At 68.9% G+C, this 17253-nt stretch carries 17 protein-coding genes and 1 tRNA gene; 11 read left to right on the top strand and 7 right to left on the bottom strand.

Annotation, left to right across the window (positions count from 1 at the left end; genetic code table 11):
• Window positions 1–121: 121 nt before the first annotated feature.
• Both JWQ81_RS27750 and lanKC read right to left on the bottom strand, forming a co-directional pair.
• Window positions 122–277, bottom strand: coding sequence for a SapB/AmfS family lanthipeptide (locus JWQ81_RS27750; protein WP_297546074.1), 156 nt, complete (start codon window positions 275–277; stop codon window positions 122–124).
• 36 nt (window positions 278–313) lie between these two features.
• Window positions 314–2920: a class III lanthionine synthetase LanKC gene (lanKC, locus tag JWQ81_RS27745; RefSeq protein ID WP_297546072.1), complete on the bottom strand. Its 2607-nt coding sequence runs from the start codon at window positions 2918–2920 to the stop codon at window positions 314–316.
• 454 nt (window positions 2921–3374) lie between these two features.
• Between lanKC and JWQ81_RS27740 the strand changes: the two genes are divergently transcribed.
• Both JWQ81_RS27740 and JWQ81_RS27735 read left to right on the top strand, forming a co-directional pair.
• Entirely contained in the window at window positions 3375–3737 is a 363-nt protein-coding gene (locus tag JWQ81_RS27740) for a hypothetical protein (RefSeq protein WP_297546397.1), read from the top strand.
• 22 nt (window positions 3738–3759) lie between these two features.
• A complete protein-coding gene (locus JWQ81_RS27735) occupies window positions 3760–4137 on the top strand; it encodes a hypothetical protein (protein WP_297546395.1) in 378 nt (125 codons plus the stop codon).
• A gap of 122 nt (window positions 4138–4259) precedes the next feature.
• Here JWQ81_RS27735 and JWQ81_RS27730 read toward each other — a convergent pair whose 3' ends face one another.
• Window positions 4260–5669: an MFS transporter gene (locus JWQ81_RS27730; RefSeq protein WP_297546070.1), complete on the bottom strand. Its 1410-nt coding sequence runs from the start codon at window positions 5667–5669 to the stop codon at window positions 4260–4262.
• A gap of 90 nt (window positions 5670–5759) precedes the next feature.
• Between JWQ81_RS27730 and JWQ81_RS27725 the strand changes: the two genes are divergently transcribed.
• A complete protein-coding gene (locus JWQ81_RS27725; RefSeq protein WP_297546069.1) occupies window positions 5760–6632 on the top strand; it encodes a LysR family transcriptional regulator in 873 nt (290 codons plus the stop codon).
• A 214-nt stretch (window positions 6633–6846) separates the two neighbouring features.
• Window positions 6847–7383: a universal stress protein gene (locus JWQ81_RS27720; RefSeq protein WP_297546068.1), complete on the top strand. Its 537-nt coding sequence runs from the start codon at window positions 6847–6849 to the stop codon at window positions 7381–7383.
• Here the strand turns inward: JWQ81_RS27720 and JWQ81_RS27715 are convergent.
• From JWQ81_RS27715 to JWQ81_RS27705, 3 genes are read right to left on the bottom strand one after another with little or no spacing between them, the layout of a single operon-like run.
• Window positions 7364–8281 carry an ROK family protein gene (locus JWQ81_RS27715; RefSeq protein WP_297546066.1) on the bottom strand — a complete coding sequence of 306 codons (918 nt, stop codon included), beginning with the start codon at window positions 8279–8281 and terminating at the stop codon, window positions 7364–7366. The two genes, JWQ81_RS27720 and JWQ81_RS27715, sit on opposite strands and share 20 nt — an antisense overlap.
• Window positions 8278–9906 (bottom strand): ABC transporter ATP-binding protein, encoded by a 1629-nt coding sequence (locus JWQ81_RS27710; RefSeq protein ID WP_297546065.1) that lies wholly within the window; start codon window positions 9904–9906, stop codon window positions 8278–8280. The genes JWQ81_RS27715 and JWQ81_RS27710 overlap by 4 nt, the downstream gene beginning before the upstream one ends.
• Window positions 9906–10151, bottom strand: a complete 246-nt coding sequence (locus JWQ81_RS27705; RefSeq protein WP_297546064.1) for a hypothetical protein — start codon at window positions 10149–10151, stop codon at window positions 9906–9908. Before JWQ81_RS27705 ends, JWQ81_RS27710 begins: the two co-directional genes overlap by 1 nt.
• Before the next feature lie 62 nt (window positions 10152–10213).
• Here JWQ81_RS27705 and JWQ81_RS27700 point away from each other — a divergent pair, with 62 nt between their 5' ends.
• The 3 genes from JWQ81_RS27700 (at window position 10214) to JWQ81_RS27690 (ending at window position 12351) form a co-directional block, all read left to right on the top strand.
• Complete coding sequence (locus tag JWQ81_RS27700; RefSeq protein ID WP_297546062.1) at window positions 10214–11155, top strand: MlrC C-terminal domain-containing protein; 942 nt, start codon at window positions 10214–10216, stop codon at window positions 11153–11155.
• A gap of 22 nt (window positions 11156–11177) precedes the next feature.
• Window positions 11178–12026: an SAM-dependent methyltransferase gene (locus JWQ81_RS27695; protein WP_297546060.1), complete on the top strand. Its 849-nt coding sequence runs from the start codon at window positions 11178–11180 to the stop codon at window positions 12024–12026.
• A gap of 249 nt (window positions 12027–12275) precedes the next feature.
• Window positions 12276–12351 (top strand) — tRNA-Lys (locus JWQ81_RS27690).
• Window positions 12352–12644: 293 nt separating this feature from the next.
• On the opposite strand, the gene JWQ81_RS27685 is transcribed toward JWQ81_RS27690, so the two are convergent.
• Window positions 12645–13298 carry a TetR/AcrR family transcriptional regulator gene (locus tag JWQ81_RS27685; RefSeq protein WP_297546058.1) on the bottom strand — a complete coding sequence of 218 codons (654 nt, stop codon included), beginning with the start codon at window positions 13296–13298 and terminating at the stop codon, window positions 12645–12647.
• Between the two features lie 215 nt (window positions 13299–13513).
• On the opposite strand from JWQ81_RS27685, the gene JWQ81_RS27680 reads away from it, so the two are divergent.
• The 4 genes from JWQ81_RS27680 to JWQ81_RS27665 all read left to right on the top strand — a co-directional run.
• Entirely contained in the window at window positions 13514–14308 is a 795-nt protein-coding gene (locus JWQ81_RS27680; protein ID WP_297546057.1) for an alpha/beta hydrolase, read from the top strand.
• Window positions 14305–15210, top strand: coding sequence for an alpha/beta hydrolase (locus JWQ81_RS27675; protein ID WP_297546056.1), 906 nt, complete (start codon window positions 14305–14307; stop codon window positions 15208–15210). The genes JWQ81_RS27680 and JWQ81_RS27675 overlap by 4 nt, the downstream gene beginning before the upstream one ends.
• On the top strand, window positions 15207–16715 hold the full coding sequence (locus tag JWQ81_RS27670; RefSeq protein ID WP_297546054.1) for an FAD-dependent monooxygenase: 1509 nt from the start codon (window positions 15207–15209) through the stop codon (window positions 16713–16715). Before JWQ81_RS27675 ends, JWQ81_RS27670 begins: the two co-directional genes overlap by 4 nt.
• Window positions 16716–16770: 55 nt before the next feature.
• The coding region (locus JWQ81_RS27665) for a carotenoid biosynthesis protein (RefSeq protein ID WP_297546052.1) at window positions 16771–17253 on the top strand (483 nt) is incomplete at its 3' end.

Raw genomic sequence — 17253 nt, 5'->3', positions numbered from 1 at the left:
ACCTCTCGAAAACTACCGAAAAGAGTCATGACTACCGCAGAATCAAAGGCGCGGGAGCGGCGCACTTGGCCTGTGCCGCTCCCGCGCCTTACTGATCCGGACTACAGCTGGTCAGTCGAACTCAGCAGGCGAGCAGGCTGAGCGTGCTGTTGCTGCACGCGGCGAGCAGGCTCAGGTTGCTCTGGGCACCGCCGTGACCGCCGCCGTGTCCGCCGCCCTCGTGGCCTTCCATCGCTTCGGGAGCGGTCATTGCCTGCAGGTCGAGTACGAGGTCCATGGTGGTTCCCTTTCGTTGGTGAAACTCCACCGGCCGTCAATGACCGGGGGCTCGTGGGGACGGATGCGCGGCGCCGAAGAACGGCAGCACCGCGGTTCCGTCCAGGGTGGCGGCGAGCGAGAGCAGGACTCCCGCGCCGCCGGTGTTGACGTCCATCGACAACCGCAGCAGTTCGTTGCCGGGGAAGGCGAGTCCGCCGTGGTAGGGGACGGCGTGCCAGGCCAACCGGGACAGGTGCCGGTCGATCAGCGCGCGAGTGTCGGACGTCGTGTTTTCCGGAGCGCGTCGCTCGCCCATGGCCAGCGCGGACATGAGCCCGCCCCGCCCGTACATGAGGCTCGGGTAGACCATGAACTCGCCTTCGCAGGCTTGCCGCAGGCCGGCCAGGCTGTCCACGCTGCGGGCGTCGACTCCGGGTGCCACGGGAAGTTTCGCCGCGAGCTCCTCGATGACCATGAGCACGCCCGCGCTGCCGACACCGACATACGGCAGCGTCCGCCTCTCGCCGTCGCGCGCCTGCAACGAACCGTCGTCCGCGGTGACGCACTCTTCGAGGTCACGGCACAGCGCCTGGTCGGCAAACGAGAGCCAGCCTGGCTCGCCTGTCCGCTCGAAGAGCTGGATGAACAACAGCGCGGGCCCTGACCAGCCGCTGAGCAGGCCGGCGCGGGCGAACTTGCCCGGCGACGCGGCCATCTCGAGCTGATGTGCCAGGCGGACCCCGATGGCCAACGCGCGGCGGCCGAACTCGTTGTCCCCCCGGGAAACCGCGAAGTGCAGCAACGTGAGGCCGATGCCGGACAGGCCGCTCTCGAGGCTGTGGTCCTCGGTCGTTTCGACCAGGCCGGCGGACGCGCTGAGCAGCGCCGATGCTTCGGCGGAGTAGCCGAAGTTCTCCAGGACGTACGCGATCCCGTACGAACCGTCGTAGAACCCTGGACGGGCCGGCGGGTTGCGGCGAACCGAGTCGAGCAGCCAGCGTTCGTGCTCGGGGTACCGTCCGGCGCCCGTGACGTCCAGCGCGTGCAAGACACCGGCTGCCCCGAAACCGAAGCAGGAACCGCCGAGCCGGAACTGGTCGATGTCGCCGGGGAACAGCCTGTCCAACCGCTCGAGAGTGGCGCTGGCCAGGATGGCTTCGGCGATCGACTTGCGGACGACGTTGAAGTCGGGGCGCTCATGGTCGAGCTCGGTGTGCTGTGGGACGACGGCCGCGCCGGTGCGCGGTTCGAGCTCACGCAGGATCGACGCGCCGTAGCCGTCGGGAAGGTCGAAGCGCCGCTCGATGAAGTCGACCAGGCCATGCAGCTTCGCCGGGGCCAGCTCGAGCAGCGTGTTCAAGGGCAGGAACAGCCAGAGCCGCAACGCCGCGAGGGCGTGCGCGTCGATTTCGAAGCCGGTGCGATCGGCCGGGGCGCGGAACCCGGGGGCGCCCAGCGCCCGCCTGCCGCCGTCCTCGACGCTGCCCGAGAGCTCGAAGTCGATCAGCGAAACCTGGCCGAAGTCGCGTCCGTTCGCCTCGATGTCGACGAGGACGTTGAGACCGTGGAGGTCGCCGAAGACGAAACCGCGTTCGTGGACCTGGTCGATGATGCCGGTGATGCGGTCCAGCAGCTCCAGCGCTCGCGCGGTGTACTCGGCGAAGTCCGCTTCGGTACGGTCACGCCTGGTCAGCGGGTAGTTGCGGGCCAACCAGGAGCCGAGCGACACCCCGGGCATGTACTCCATCTCGAGGAAGTGGTGTTCCCAGACGATGAACCGGTCGTGGGCCCGCGGGATGCCCGGGATGCCGGCCAGTGCGGTGAGCACCTCGTGCTCGCCGCGCAGCCGGGCGACGGCGTCGAGACCGTGGGCATCGAGGCCGGCGTGCGGGCGGGCCTCCTTGAGCACGACCCGCTCGCCGTCGGCGTTGCGCTCGGCGAGGTAGACACCGCCGCCGTTGGAGAAATGCAGGGAGCCGGTGACGTGGTAGGGGAACTGGGCCGGATCACCACTCTTCCGGGCCGCCAGGTGCGGGACCAGGAAATTCGGAATTTTCACCCAATCGGGGGTCGAGAACGTCGGTTCCCGCTTATCCGGGACCAGCGTTCCGTCGGGGCGGCGGATGGCCAGGACCCGCGTGCCGGCGGACTCGACCCATAACTCGGCGAATCCGCCGTAACGCACATAGAGCGGGCCATTACCATATCGAAGATCACTGAGTATGTACGGCCCCGGCTCGCCCTCGAGCTTCGGCGAAAGATCAACAAGGAGTTGCTCGAGTTCGTCCTCGTCGGCCGGATAAAGGGTGAGCAGCTTGCCGCTGCCCTCACGCGGGGCGTATTTCGAATTGCGCGCCAGCAGTATCGACCTGGTTCGCAGATGCTTGAAGGCGACTACGTGCTCGATACAATGCGCGTGCACCGTCGCGAGCACGCTGTCAGCATTGTCCAGACCAGCCGAGACGTGGATCTTCCAGCCCTGTAAGGGTAAATCCTGCCCTTCGGGCCGAAGCATACGCCACACCCCGTGCTCACCGGACACCCAGCCGGACGCCGGGACGGGCAGCGCGCCGGCGAAGTCGGACTCAGGCACACCGGTATCACGCTGCTCGTCGAAGAACAACGGATCCGCGAAGCAGAACGCCTCGTACCTGAGATCCATGGGGGCCCTTTCCCGGCTGAATTCCCGCCGCCGACACCTGCGGCGGACGTGGAACATTCCCCCATGCCGAGACCCCTACAGCCAATCCGCCATACCGGGGGTTCAACTGGTCTGTTCAGGGTAGGCAACAATGCCCGCTACCCGGCAGTAGGCCGACACAGGGTGAGAGTCACGAAAAGAATAACCACCCAATCGGGGCGTAACGAAATTCCTCGCCGTCATCACGGCTGGTCGAAGCTGCCTACCTGAATTCTAACCACCGAATTGGCACTATGTCATTAACTTCAGTTGGATAATTATTTTCACTCCCGCCCTGGAGCTGGGCGGCCGTGGGCGTCCACAATGGACTTTCCGGGGCGCTCCCCGCACGCCCGGACGCCGCTGTCGAAGGTCGGCGGCGATTGGGTGTGCGGCCTCGTAGTACTTTGATCCTCAAGTGGCAAATGGAGGAATGGTGGTCGGTGGGTTCGCGGTGGCGATCGAGCTGTGCGCGCTGCTCGTGGCGGTGTGGAGCTTCGTCCAGGCGGGCCGCAACCGGCCGCCGGAGCGCCCGCTGCTCGCCGGGCTGGCCTTCATCGAGCTGCTGCTCGTCGCCCAGCTGGTCGTCGGGGTCGTGCTGCTGATCCGCGGCGGGCTCGCCGGGAACATCGCGACGTACCTCGCGTACCTGATCGGCTGCCTGCTGGTCCTACCGGTGGGCGCGGTGTGGGCGCTGGCCGAGCGCAGCCGGTCCTCGACAGTGGTGCTCGGGATCACCTGCCTGGCGATCCCGGTGATGGTCCTGCGATTGAACGAGGTGTGGAGTGGCAGAGCATAAGAGCGTGACCGGGCCAGGCCGGGTGCTGGTCGCGGTTTACGCGATCTTCGCGCTCGCCGCGACGTCGAGGGCGGGCGTGCAGATCGGCACGAAGTTCCACGAAGCCCCGCTGGCCTACCTGCTCTCCGCGGTCGCCGCCGTGATCTACATCCTCGCCACCGTCGCGCTGGCGAGCACCAAGGACGCCTGGCGGCGGGTCGCGCTCGTCTCGTGCAGCATCGAGTTCCTCGGGGTGCTGGTCGTGGGCACGCTGAGCGTGTTCGACACCGCCGCGTTCCCCGACGCCACCGTGTGGTCGGTGTACGGCCGCGGTTACGGGTTCATCCCGCTCGTCCTGCCGATCCTCGGCCTCCTCTGGCTCCGCCACACCTCCAGGAGCACCGCCGCCGCCGAGTCCTGACTTCGCGAAGGACCCCTCGGGGCCACCCTTGTGGCGTTAGAAGCCGCAAGGGTGGCCCCGAGGGAACTGACGCTAGTGCTCCGGAAGAAGGGAATCGTCAGCCACGGGCGCGGCCGCAACACTCACGAGCCACGCTGGGTCCGCACGCTCAGGCACAACGCCGCCCCCGCCAAGGCCGCGGCGGCCAGGAACAGGGCTGCCGCGCGGAATCCGCCTCCGGCGCCGCTGCCCGCGAAGCCCTCGTAGACGACTCCGGTGACCGCGACGCCGAGCGCGGTGCCCATGCCGCGGATCATGTTGAGCAGGCCGCCCGCGGTGCCGGCGCGCTCGCGCGGCACTGCACCCATCACGGCGGCGTTGTTGGCCGGGGTGAACGCGCCGAGCCCGATCCCGGCGACCGCCAGGCCGACGACCAGCCCGGTCGTGCCGGCGGCGAAAGCCAGCCAGGCGAGCGCGACCGTGGTCAGCAGGAGCCCGCACGCAGTCACGACCCGGGCGCCGACGGCGTCGGCCAGGCGTCCGGCCAGCGGCGCGGTGATCGCGAGGCACACGGGGAACGCCCCCAGCAGCAGTCCGGCGTGGGCTGGGGACAGGCCGTGGGCGTACTGCAGGACGAACGGCGCGGCGAACAGCAGCCCGAACATCACCAGGTACGAAAGCAGCGCCGTGGTGACCCCAGCGACGAAGGTCCGGTTGCCGAACAACGACATCGCCACGAACGGATAGCGCGTCCGGCGTTCGTGCCGCACGAAGGTGACGGCGAGCGCGACGGCCCCGCCCAGCACTGCGTACGGCAGCACGGAGTCCCAGCGCAGCTCACGTCCGAGCGAGACGACGACGAGCAGCAACGCCGAGGCGGGGACGAACAAGGCGGCGCCAACCGTGTCGAACGGGTTCCGGCACGAGGGCGCGCTGCGCGGCAGCAGGTACCGGCCCGCCACCAACCCGACCAGCCCGAACGGCACGTTGACCAGGAAGATCAACGGCCAGCCGCCGAGGGTCATCAGCAGTCCGCCGACCGTCGGCCCCAGCGCGAGGCCGACGGCCTGCGCGGCGCCCTGGACGCCGATCCCGCGGCCGAGGCGGTCCGGCGGCATGACCTGGCGGATCAGCGCGACGCTGTTGGCCTGCAACATCGCCGCGCCGAGGGCCTGCAGCACCCGCGCGGCGATGAGCAACCCGAGGTTCGGCGCGAAGCCGCACAGCGCCGAGCCGAGCACGAACACGCCGAAACCGTAGGTGTACAAGAGCTTCCGGCCGATCGCGTCGGCGAGCCAGCCGAAGACGGTGACCGCGGCGACGACCGTGAGCAGGTACGAGAGCGACACCCATTCCACCGCGCCGACGCTGACACCGAAGTCGCGGCTCATCGTCGGCAGGGCAAGGGTGACGATGCTGGCGTCGAGCTGGCCCATGAACGCGCCGACGCACACGGTCGCGACGGCGTACCAGGGGGCACGCGGGCTGGCGGCGATCGAGGCGAGCGGCGCGGGTTCGGTGAAGATCCGACGTCGAACGTCCAGCACCGACACGTCAGCCTCCTCAGCTCCCCTTCTATTCAAAGACCGAGCGATTCAGAGGTCAAAGACAAGATTCACGTCATTGGCATAGGATGTTCCTATATGGAACTCCGGCATCTCGAGTACTTCCTCGCCGTGGTCGACCACGACGGCGTCACCAAGGCGGCGGCCGCGCTGCGAATCGCGCAGCCGTCGCTGTCACAGATGATCAAAACGCTGGAAAAGGACTTCGGGACCGAGCTTTTCCACCGGGTCGGCCGCCGCCTCGTGCTGTCCGCGGCCGGGGACGCGCTGGTCGGGCCCGCGCGGCAGATGATCCGGGACGCCGCGACGGCCCGCGCGTCCGTCCAGGAGGTGATCGGACTCACCGGCGGCCGATTCGACCTGGCAAGCCTGTCGACGCTGGCCGTCGACCCGCTGGCCCCGCTGATCGGCGCGTTCCGGCGCGCGTTCCCGGACGTGGTGATCGGGCTGGCCGAGCCGGAGGACACCGGTTCGGTCGGTGACCTGGTGCGCACCGGACAGTGTGAACTCGGCGTCGCGCATCTGCCGCTGGCCGCCGGCGACCTCGTCGAGCGCGACCTCGGGGAGCAGGAGCTGCTCGTCGTCCTGCCGGACAGCCTGCTCGACCCGTCGATCGACGTGCTGGCGCTCGAGGACCTCGCGACGCTGCCGTGGGTGGCCAGCCCGGCCGGCTCGTCGACCCGGGCCCTGCTCGACCAGTCGTTGTCGTCGGTCGGCGTCGTCCCGCACATCGCCGTCGAGACCGGGCATCGGGAGTCGATCGTGCCGCTCGTGCTGGCCGGCGCCGGCGCGACACTGCTGCCGACGTCGCTCGCCGTCGACGCGCGGAACCGGGGCGCCCGGGTGTGCACGACGACGCCGGTCATCCGGCGGCGCGTCGGCCTGGTCCACCGCGCCGGCCCGCTGTCCCCGGCCGCCCACGCCTTCCTGGCCCTCGCTCTGAGTGCCTGAGGTTCCCTCAGGGCCACCCTATGGCGTTGAACGCAGCGTTGAACGCACTCAAGGTGCCCCTGAGGGGGCGCTGGATCTGATGTCAGGCCACGCGCAAAGGCGGCGTCAAGGTGGGGGTGAGGGGCGTTGGGGGAACGTCAAGGGAGAGCTCGGCCAGCGGAAACGGGTGCGATCGTGGGATGAGCAGAAGTGTTGTAGTGAAAGGACAAAGGGCGTGGAAGACGGCGTTCGGCGCATTATCGTCGGCGTGGACGGGTCGGTCGGCAGCTTGCGGGCGTTGCGCCGCGGCGTCGCGGAAGCCCGGTTGACTGGTGCGACCGTGTATGGCGTGCTCGCGTGGATGCCGCCTGGCGGCGAAGCGATCGATCGGCGGGCGCCCAGCCCGCATCTGCGCCGGTACTGGGAGCGGTCGGCCTGGGAGCAGCTGCAGCACGCGTGGGAGGAGGCGTTCGGCGGCTTTCCGTCCGACGTCGACGTGCGCCTGCTCGTCGCGCGCGGCAATCCCGGCCGGGTGCTGGTGGGCCTGGCCGACAAGGAGACCGACCTCCTGGTGATCGGTGCCGGCAGCCGGAACGTGTTCCGCCGCGCAGTGACCGCGTCAGTCTCGCGTTACTGCACCGCGCGAGCCGGTTGTGCGGTGCTCGCCGTGCCGCCGTCGCCGCTGGCTCGCAAGCTGGACGGCGGGCTGATGCTGCGAGGCATCCGACGCCGTCGCGCGGTCGACGAGCTCGTCAGCCACTCCGAGGTCTGACCAGCCGTGGCCTGACCAGCTCGATGGCACCGAGGGCGACAGCCTTCGCGCCCAGGCGGGACAGCCGCACTGTCACCGGGTTCCCGGACAGGAGCGGCTGCTCGTCGAGGGCCCGCTGGACCGACTTCTCCAGCAGGGGCCAGGATCTGGTCACGCTGCCGCCGAGGATCGCCAGGCCCAACCCGAGTAGCCCTCCGGTCTGGGCGATCGTGACGCCGAGGTAGCGGCCAGCCTCTTCGTACACCGCCGCAGCATCGACGTCACCGGCCGAGGCGGCCGCCGCGACATCCGCGGCGGATAGGTTCCGGCCGGTCGCTTCGGTGTACCGGCGGGACAGCGACCGGCCCGAGGCGTAGGCCTCGAGGTGTCCGCGCTGCCCGCAGGTGCAAGGGGCGTCGCCGAACCGTCCAATGTGGCCGATCTCCCCCGCGGTGTTTCCCTCGCCGTGCAACAACCTGCCGTCCACCAGCAACGCCCCGCCGACGCCGGTGCCCAGGGTGATCCCGAGCGCTTGTCGGACGTCGCCGGATTCGGACAGTTCGCCGAGCAGGAGAGCGTTGACGTCGTTGTCGGCCCGCACCGGCACCCCGCCGAGCCGCGCGGACAGTCCGGCGTTGATCGCGGTGCCCGCCCAGCCGGTGAACGAGTCGCCGGTGGCCACCACCAGCCCGGCGATGTCGTCGATCACACCGGCAGCGCCTACGCCGACCCCCGACAACTCCGCGCCCGCAACGAGCTGCGCGATCAGCTGAGCCGCTGTGTCCAGAATGGACTCTCCGCCGCTGTGCGCGGCATCCGTCGGAACCGCCGCGTCGGCAACCTCGACGCCGCCATCGTCACAGAGCACGACCAGCGTTTTCGAAGCGCCGATATCAACGCCCGCCCAGAGTCCACTCACGCCGACTCAGCCAGCTTTTCGCGGCGCTCGCGCTGCAACGCGGGGTCGGGCACCGGCGAGGACAACAGCAACGCCTGGGTGTAAGGATGTTCCGGCGCACTCAGGACCGTCCCGGTTGGACCTTCCTCGACCACCTGCCCGGCACGCATCACCGCGACCCGGTCGCAGAGGCTGTCCACCACCGCGAGGTCGTGGCTGATGAACAAGCAGGCGAACGAGAACTCGGCGTGCAACCGTTTCACTACCTCGAGCACCGCAGCCTGAACCGAGACGTCGAGTGCGCTGGTCGGCTCGTCCGCGATGAGCAGCTTCGGGCCGAGCACCATCGCCCTGGCCAGACTGACCCGCTGCCGTTGACCGCCGGACAGCTCATGTCCGTAACGTGCCAGCATCGCCTCAGGAAGTTCGACGGCGTCAAGTAGCTCCCGCACGCGTCGGCGCCGTTCCGCACGCCCGCCGGCGGTGTGCACGATCAGTGGTTCCTCGATGGTCTGCGCGACCGACATCCTTGGGTCCAAAGAGGACGCAGGATCCTGGAAGACCGCCCCGATCCGTTTGCGCACGGCACGGGCGGCCCTGCCGGTGCCTTTCGGCAGCGGCGCGCCGAAGACGTCGACGCCGCCGGACTTCGGCAAGACCAACCCAAGGGCACAGTTGCCGACGGTCGTTTTACCCGACCCGGATTCTCCCACCAGGCCGAGGATTTCCCCCGCTGCCAAACTCAACGAGACGGTGTCGACGGCACGACGTCCGCCGTATTCGACGACGACCTCGGACAACACCAGCGCGGGCGTTTCCAGAGTCTCGGCTTGGGCGGCGTGCTCGTTGCCGCCCAGGCGCGGCACCGCGGCGAGAAGTTGCTTGGTGTAGTCGGCTTCGGGCCGCTCGAACAGCGTTGTCGTAGCGGATTCCTCGATGACCTTGCCGCCGCGCAGCACCAGGACACGATCCGCGATATCCGCTACCACAGCCATGTTGTGCGTGATGAGCAACGTCGGTGTGCCTTCGGTGTCGCGAATGTCGCGCAGCAGGTCGAGGATCTGTTGCTGCACGGTAACGTCGAGCGCGGTCGTCGGCTCGTCGGCGATGATCAGCCGGGGTTCGGCCGCGATGGCGATCGCGATCATCACCCGCTGACGCAGCCCACCGGAAAGCTGATGGGGATACTGACGCAGTCGCGCGGTCGGTTCCGGAACGCCAACACGGTCAAGGAGTTTCGCGCACCGATCCCGGTAGTGCCGGTGCCGCTTGCGCTCCGGGTCGTGGTTGCGGATAGCTTCGGCCAGCTGGAACCCGATGGTCAGTAACGGGTTGAGCGCGGTCATCGGCTCCTGGAAGACCATTCCCGCGCCGCGGCCGCGGATCGCGCGCAGCGCTTCTCCGCGCAGGTCGAGTACGTCCTGCCCGCCCAGCAAGATCGATCCGTCCACCGTGGCCACCTCAGGCAGCAGCCCGAGCACGGCAAGCGCGGCAGTGGTTTTGCCCGAACCGGACTCGCCGACCAACGCGACGATCTCACCCGGACCGACCACACAGGACAGACCGTCAAGCGCTGCGGGTCCGTCGCCATAGGTCACCCGCAGGTCCTTGATCTCGAGCACCGGCTCAACGGAATTTTCGCCCATCATCGCCCCTTCACCGCGAACGCGTCACGCAGGCCGTCACCGAGGAAGTTGATCGCGCAGACGACCAGCACGATCGCGATCCCGGGCGGCAGGATCAGCCACCACGAGCCGTCATAGGTGTAGGTGATTCCCTTGCTCAGCATGGCTCCCCAATCAGTGGTCGGCGCCGGGACGCCGAGGCCGAGGAAGCTGACGTACGCGACGAGCAGGATCGACTCGGCGATGCGGAGCGTCGCGGTCACCATCACCGTGCCGATCGCGTCACACCGACGCGTGGGACACGCGCGAACGAGCGGCCCGCAACCTCGTGGCGCGACTGCGGTCCGGTGGGCGCCCGCACAAGGCGTGGGTGCAGGTGCCCGTGCTGCTGCCCGGCGAGAAGACGAGCACACGGCTGGAACCGGCGAAAAGCGTGTACGCCAAGGTCGATGAGGTCGAAGCCGCCGACGGTGTGCTGGACGCCGCGATCTGGGTCGGTTACGCCTGGGCGGACGAGCCACGCTGCCAGGCCGCGGTCGTCGTGACCGGCGACGACAAGGCCGTGATCAGCGCAAAGGCGGAGGAGCTGGCCCGCGCGTACTGGGACGCACGGCGGGACTTCGTGTTCGTCGCGCCCACCGGCACGCTGGCCGAATGTGTCGGGCAGGCCGCCGCGAGCACCGCGCGTCCGTTCTTCATCAGCGACTCCGGCGACAACCCGACCGCGGGCGGCGCCGGCGATACGTCGTGGAGCCTTGCCCAGCTGCTCGGCATGTCGGAGCTCGCCGGCCTGACCACGATCTACGCCGCCATCGCCGACCCGGAAGCGACCGCGACAGCCGCCGCGGCGGGCGTCGGGGCCACGGTCACTGTCGACGTCGGCGGGAAGGTCGACGCAGGCCCGCACGGCCCGATCACGCTGACCGCGCGTGTCGCCGCCGTCGACACAACCGACCCGGTCGCCGGCACGGCCGTGACCCTCGCTGTCGGCGGGCTGCACGTGATCGTCACCACTCGCCGCAAGCCGTACCACCTGGAGTCCGACTTCGCGGCGCTGGGCCTGAAGCCGCGCGAGGCGGACGTGGTGATCGTGAAGATCGGCTACCTGGAGCCCGAGCTGTACGAGATGGCCGCCGATTGGCTGCTGGCGCTGACCCCGGGTGGGGTGGACCAGGACCTGCTGCGGCTCGGACACCACCGGATCGTCCGGCCGATGTACCCCTTCGATCCGGACATGGCCGAGCCGCAGCTGACCCCGGAACTGCTCTAGGGTGGATGGTCGAGGGGGCTTGATGATCAATCACTATGACGCGTTGACAGCGGTGGAAGGCAGTCTCGATCGGCCGTCGGCGGCCAGGGTCTACGACTACTTCATCGGCGGGACGACGAACTACGCCATCGACCGGAACTTCGCCGAGAAGGTCCGGGACCGGCTGCCGCTGATCGGCGAGTACTGCCGGACCAGCCGCCAGTTCCTCGGGCGGGCCGTGCGGGCGTGTTCGGCGGCCGGGCTCACCCAGTTCGTCGACATCGGCTCGGGCCTGCCGTCGGCGGGCAACGTGCACGAAGTCGCCGACGAGACCCGCCCCGAGAAGGACACCCACGTCCTCTACCTCGACAACGAGCCCGTCGCGCTCGCGCACTCGACCCTGCTGCTCGCCGAGACCGCCGATCCCGGCCGCTTCCGCGCGATGGCCGCGGACTTCCTCGAGCCCGAAGACCTGTGGGAGCGCGTGACCGAGTCCGGCATCATCGACGTCGACCGGCCGCTCGCGCTGGTGATCAACGCCGTCATGCACTTCGTCAACGACGACGAAAACCCCGATGACCTGCTGGCTTTCTACCGTGACCAGGTGGCACCGGGGTCACTGCTGGTGCTCTCGCAGATGACGAACGAGAACCCGGTCGACGAGAACGAGCGCCAGGCGCTGGTCGACCTCATCGAGTACTACGAGACCACCACGAACCCCGGCTTCCTGCGGACCAAGGCCGAGTTCGCCCGGTTCTACGGCGACTGGCCGCTCCTGGACCCTGGCCTCGTTTACGCCCCGGCCTGGCACCCGGACCCCGCCACCCTGTTCGCCGCCGCGCCCTCGGAGTCCCGCGTGATCGGCGGCGTAGCCCGCAAACCCGGTGCATAACGCGAGGATGGCCCTCCACCGGAGCCTGGTGGAGGGCCATCGTCTCGTACTCGGTCGACACGCCCGGTTCGCCTCACGGCAGGTGGCGCGACGCGGTTCCAGCCGAACGGAACTCCGCGAGGGCAATAGGTTGAGCCCGGGGGACACGATGACGCGTCGACCAACAGCTACAACCACCCCACCCGCTGACCTATTCCCGCCCGGACCCCCCAACCCGACGCCGCCGGGGGCCGGTATCCTCAGTGCCGAGGGTCGTTAGCTCAATTGGCAGAGCTCCGGACTTTTAATCCGTTGGTTGTGGGTTCGAGTCCCACACGACCCACCAACCCGACACCCCCGCCGACCAGCGGGGGTGTTGTTCGTTGTTCCAAGGTGCGAGCTGGTCCAGGACGGGGTCCAGTGCGCCGGCGTCGCGCAGCCCGGCCGGCGCCGGCTCACTGGTCATGGCCGCGGGGTCGGTACCCGCCCACACGGCCTGGCAGGGATCTCCCATATCCCGCGCCTGACCTTCTCGGAACACCGGCCGGACCGGCTGTCACCTCTCAGACCCGGCAGTCGGTCCCGCTCGCGAGGGAAGTCGGCCACCGGGCCGGTACCCGTCGCCGCGCAATGACGCTCTCACCCGCGTGGTGCTCGGTCTCCCGCATGGGGCAGTTGTCGGGCCAGTCCGTCGACGATGAGCTGCAGTCCGAACCGGAACTCGTCGTCGAGGGAGATCGGCAGGAACGCGGCCGAGGCCACGGTTGCGGGATACCGTGCGGGATCAAGGGTGCGATAGAACTCGCGGAGATCGTGGTTCTCCTCCTTCTCATCGGAGGTACCGCCGGCGCGCAGCTGGGTGGCGAAGCCGACGACGTAGTGCCCGACCGCGGTGTACGCCTTAGCGGCCACCTCGGCGGTAAACCCGCCGGCGAGCAGGATGCCGATCGCGGCCTCCCGGCCGGCGAGAGCCCGTGGCCCGAGCGGAACCTGATCACCGAAGAGCGCGGCCACGTTCGGGTGTTCTTTCAACGTGCGAAACAGCGCATCGGCAGTGGCGCCGAGCAGGTCCTGCCATGTCGGCTCGTCGGGGAGCTCGGGCAGGTGTCGTGGCACCTCGCCGAGTACGTGCTCCACGACGTGGACGAAGATCTCGTCCTTGCCGGCGAAGTGACGGTACAGGGTTGCCGTGCTCGACCGCAGCCGCTGGGCCAGCAGCCTCATGCTGAACTCGCCCGGCCCCACCTCATCGACCAGCTCGACGGCAGCGGCGATAACGCGATCGACCGGCATCGCGGGACGCCCTGGCCCCTGCCCAGCGCCGTTGTCCGGGCGAGGGCGACTCCGCCACCAGCGTGGATTCCCCGGCCGAGGATCTCTCTGACTCACGGCTACCACCTTGCCTCACCCGCCGACTAGCGCCGTTGCCTGATCCGCCTAATTTCGGATACACTGTAGCCGAAATATATCGGCAACAGTGTGGCCATTATTTGCGGGAGGTGAGCGCGATGGACAAGCTCGCGGAAGGATCGTCGTTCACATCGATCGACGGGATGCGGGTGCGTTTCGTGCGCGAAGGAGAGGGGCCACCAGTGCTACTGCTGCACGGCTCCGGCTCTTCACTGGACGCGTTCAACGGGATCGCGGCCAGGCTGCGCTCGACCTGCGACGTGATCCGGCTGGATCTGCCCGGGTTCGGGCTGACCGGTCCCCGGCCGGACCGGGACTACCGCATCGAGTCGTACGTCGCCTTCCTCGCCCGATTCCTCGACGTGCAGTCCGTGGCGGACTGCACGGTCGCCGGCAACTCCCTCGGTGGGAACATCGCGTGGAACTTCGCACTCACCTTCCCCGAACGCATGCGGCGCCTGGTGCTCATGAACGCGACCGGTTATCCCGGCAAGTCGTTGCCCACGGCGATTCGCCTCGCCCGCAACCCGATCACCCGGCCGCTGGTGCGCCGGGCGGGTTCGCGTGGCGTCGTCGCGCGCAATCTGCGCGGCTCGGTGGGCGCAGGCTTCGCCGTGTCCGAGGAGATGGCCGACCGGGTCCACGCCATGATGAGCCGGCCGGGCAACAGTGCCGCCTTCGTCGACTTCGCGAACACCGAACAGGCCGGCCGCTCCGCTGAGCTTCGAGGATTGCGTGTGCCTACGTTGGTCCTGCGCGGCGATGGCATCGACGGCCAGCACTTCGCCAGGGACATCCCGGGCAGTCGGGAGATCGTGCTTCCCGGTGTCGGCCACTTGATGCCGGAGGAAGCCCCGGCCGAGGTCGCCGACGCCATCCTGGAGTTCAGGTGACGCGCACCTACATTGCCAGGGGAGAAGACCTCGTCCTGGACGAGTCCGCGCGCGCCGCGGCCCGCGGCTCGTTCGTCACGCTCTCCGACGGGGTGACGCACTACGAGCTCGCCGGACCTGACACCGGCCCGCTCGTGGTACTGGTCCCCGGCATCACGATTCCGCTCGGCTACTGGGACGCGGTCGCCGTGGACCTGCGAGCGCAAGGCCTGCGCACGCTGGCTTACAGCGCGTACGGCCGCGGATGGTCCGACCGCGTCGAGGGCCGCTACGGCCAGGCCCTGTTCCTTCGCCAGCTGGACGAGCTTCTCGACGCGGTCGAGGTTCGAGACCCGGTGCACGTCGTTGGGACGTCCATGGGCGGTCTCATCGCGATGGCCTACGCCACGCGCGACGATGTCCCGAAACCGCTGTCGCTGACGTTGATCGGCCCGGCGGGGCTGACCGCGCGGCGCCAGGCCGGCACGCGGCTGCTGGCCATCGATCCGCCGGCTCGCATCCTGGGGAAGGTCTTCGGGCACCGCGCTCTGAGCACACATCTGGCGCACAACGTCCGCTCGAACGACGACGCGGAACGGCTCGTTCGTCTCGTCGGCGAGCCCTGCCGATTCCACGGCTCGATCTACGCACTGCTGTCCACTCTCAGGGACTACCCGCTCACCGCGCAGCAGGACCTCTACCGGCGGGCCGGCCGGGAGCCCTTCCCCACGATGGTGGTGTGGGGCAAGCACGACCAGGTCACGCCCATCGAGCACCTTGACGCCGTCCGGGAGCTCCTCCGCCCCGACAGGTGCCACGTGATCGCCGAGTGCGGGCACATGGTCCCGTTCGAGGACCCGCACGGCACCGCAACCCTGCTCACCGCCTTCATCCAGCAGACCATCGGAGGTCGACCGACATGACCGAACACGACATCGACGTCCTCGTCGTCGGAGCCGGCCCGGTCGGCTCCACGCTGGCCGCCGACCTGCTGCGCCGGGGCCTGCGCGTCCGCCTGGTCGACAAGGCGCCGCACGCGTTCGAAGGCTCCCGTGCCAAGGGGGTGCAGCCGCGCACCCAGGAGGTCTTCGAGGACCTCGGCGTGCTGGCCGAGGCACACGCGGAAGGCGGCATGTACCCGCTGATGGGTATCCACCTCGGGCCGGTCACGGTGCCGTGGCGGATGCAGCGCCGGCACCAGCCGACCCCGGACGTGCCCTACCCGAACATCCTGCTGCTGCCGCAATCCCGCACCGACGCCATCCTGCACGGCCTGCTCGACCGCCTCGGCCTGCGCATCGAGTTCGGTGTCGCGCTGGAAGGCTTCGAGCAAGACGACGACGGCGTGACAGCGACACTCTCCTCGGGCGAGCGAATCCACAGCAAGTACCTCGTCGGTGCCGACGGCGGTTCGAGCGCGGTCCGCAAGGCCGCCGGTCTCCGGTTCGCCGGCGAGACCGACCAGTCCGACCGGACCCTCATCGTCGACGCCACGATCGACGGGCTGTCCCGCAAGCGCTGGCACGTCTGGCCCGGCACGGGCGGCAAATTCGTCGGGGCGTGCCCGCTTCCCCACTCTGACCAATTCCAGCTGATGATCAAGCTACGGCCGGACGAGACCCCGGAGATCGACGAAACCGCGCTGGCGGCCCGGTTCCGCTCGGCCACCGGCCTTCGGCTCCACGACGTCACCTGGACTTCGGTGTTCCGGCCGAACATCCGGATCGTCGAGCACTACCGGGCCGGCCGGGTCTTCGTGGCGGGCGACGCCGCCCACGTGCACACCCCGGCCGGGGCCCAAGGACTCAACACCGGCGTGCAGGACGCGTACAACCTGGGCTGGAAACTCGGTCAGGTCATCGCCGGCGCGCCGGACTCCCTGCTCGACAGCTACGAGGCCGAACGGCAACCCGTCGCCGCCCGGGTCCTCGGCAAGTCCACCGAACTGTATGCCGGCCTCGATGAACGCCGCCTCGCCAGCCTCAAACGCGGAGACGAGGAACGACAGCTTGGGCTTTCGTACCACGGCGGTCCGCTCGCCCCCGCCGTCGGTGCGGCCACCAAGACGCTGCGAACCGGCGACCGGGCCCCGGACGCCCCCTGCGCCGGGCCCGGGGTCGAGCGTCTGTTCGATGTCTACAAAGGACCGCAGTTCACCCTGCTGGCCTTTGGCCCCAACGCCATCGACTCGCTGCCCGACCTGAGCTGGCCGACCGGCGGTGCCGAGATACACCGCTATGCGATCCACGCCGGGCAAGGTAGCGATGCCGACGGGCTCGCCGACACCACGGGCCTGATCGCCAGTAGCTACGGAATAACCGGGGACACGCTGATCTTGATCCGCCCGGACGGATACATCGCGAGCATCGTTACGGCCGACTTGATCGCCGCTTTCGATGCCGGGACCGAAGTCTTCGCCGCACTGTGAACACGCCAGCACCCGGCGCACGCCCGGATGTGGCCCGAAACCCTGGAGTTGCCGCATGTCCACCACTTCTCGTTCCGCCCGGACCCTGTGGGCCGTCACCGCCCTGGTCGTCTGCGGACTGCTCGTTTCGGCCTTCGTTCCCGGGGTCAAGCTGCCGCTGATCGTCGTGCAGGTGGGGTTCGCGCTCCTGCACGGAGCGCGGCGCTACGGCTGGCGCGCCATCGGGGTCTTCGTCGCCGCGGGTCTCGTGATCAGCAACATCCTGGAAAACCTCAGCATCCGGACCGGCTTCCCGTTCGGGCACTACCACTACACCAGTGGCGGCAAGATCTTCCAGGTGCCGTGGTTCATCGGCCCGGCCTACCTAGCCACCGGCTACCTCGCCTGGATCGTGGCCACCGTCCTGCTCGGCGACGTCCGCCGCAACTCGACCTGGCTGACCACCATCGGCACCCCCGTCATCGGCGCATTCGCCATGACCGCCTGGGACCTGGCCTTCGACCCCTCCAGCTCGACCATCAAGCAAACCTGGATCTGG

Source organism: Amycolatopsis sp. (genome assembly GCF_025464955.1).
Classification (GTDB): domain Bacteria; phylum Actinomycetota; class Actinomycetes; order Mycobacteriales; family Pseudonocardiaceae; genus Amycolatopsis.
This window is presented reverse-complemented; position numbering and strand designations above follow the sequence as displayed.

Excerpts from the sequence above, each read along its gene's own strand:
- JWQ81_RS27750 (WP_297546074.1), bottom strand. The coding sequence starts at position 277 with ATGGACCTCGTACTCGACCTGCAGGCAATGACCGCTCCCGAAGCGATG.
- lanKC (WP_297546072.1), bottom strand. The coding sequence starts at position 2,920 with ATGGATCTCAGGTACGAGGCGTTCTGCTTCGCGGATCCGTTGTTCTTC.
- JWQ81_RS27725 (WP_297546069.1), top strand. The coding sequence starts at position 5,760 with ATGGAACTCCGGCATCTCGAGTACTTCCTCGCCGTGGTCGACCACGAC.
- JWQ81_RS27710 (WP_297546065.1), bottom strand. The coding sequence starts at position 9,906 with ATGGGCGAAAATTCCGTTGAGCCGGTGCTCGAGATCAAGGACCTGCGG.
- JWQ81_RS27705 (WP_297546064.1), bottom strand. The coding sequence starts at position 10,151 with ATGGTGACCGCGACGCTCCGCATCGCCGAGTCGATCCTGCTCGTCGCG.
- JWQ81_RS27695 (WP_297546060.1), top strand. The coding sequence starts at position 11,178 with ATGATCAATCACTATGACGCGTTGACAGCGGTGGAAGGCAGTCTCGAT.
- JWQ81_RS27685 (WP_297546058.1), bottom strand. The coding sequence starts at position 13,298 with ATGCCGGTCGATCGCGTTATCGCCGCTGCCGTCGAGCTGGTCGATGAG.
- JWQ81_RS27680 (WP_297546057.1), top strand. The coding sequence starts at position 13,514 with ATGGACAAGCTCGCGGAAGGATCGTCGTTCACATCGATCGACGGGATG.
- JWQ81_RS27670 (WP_297546054.1), top strand. The coding sequence starts at position 15,207 with ATGACCGAACACGACATCGACGTCCTCGTCGTCGGAGCCGGCCCGGTC.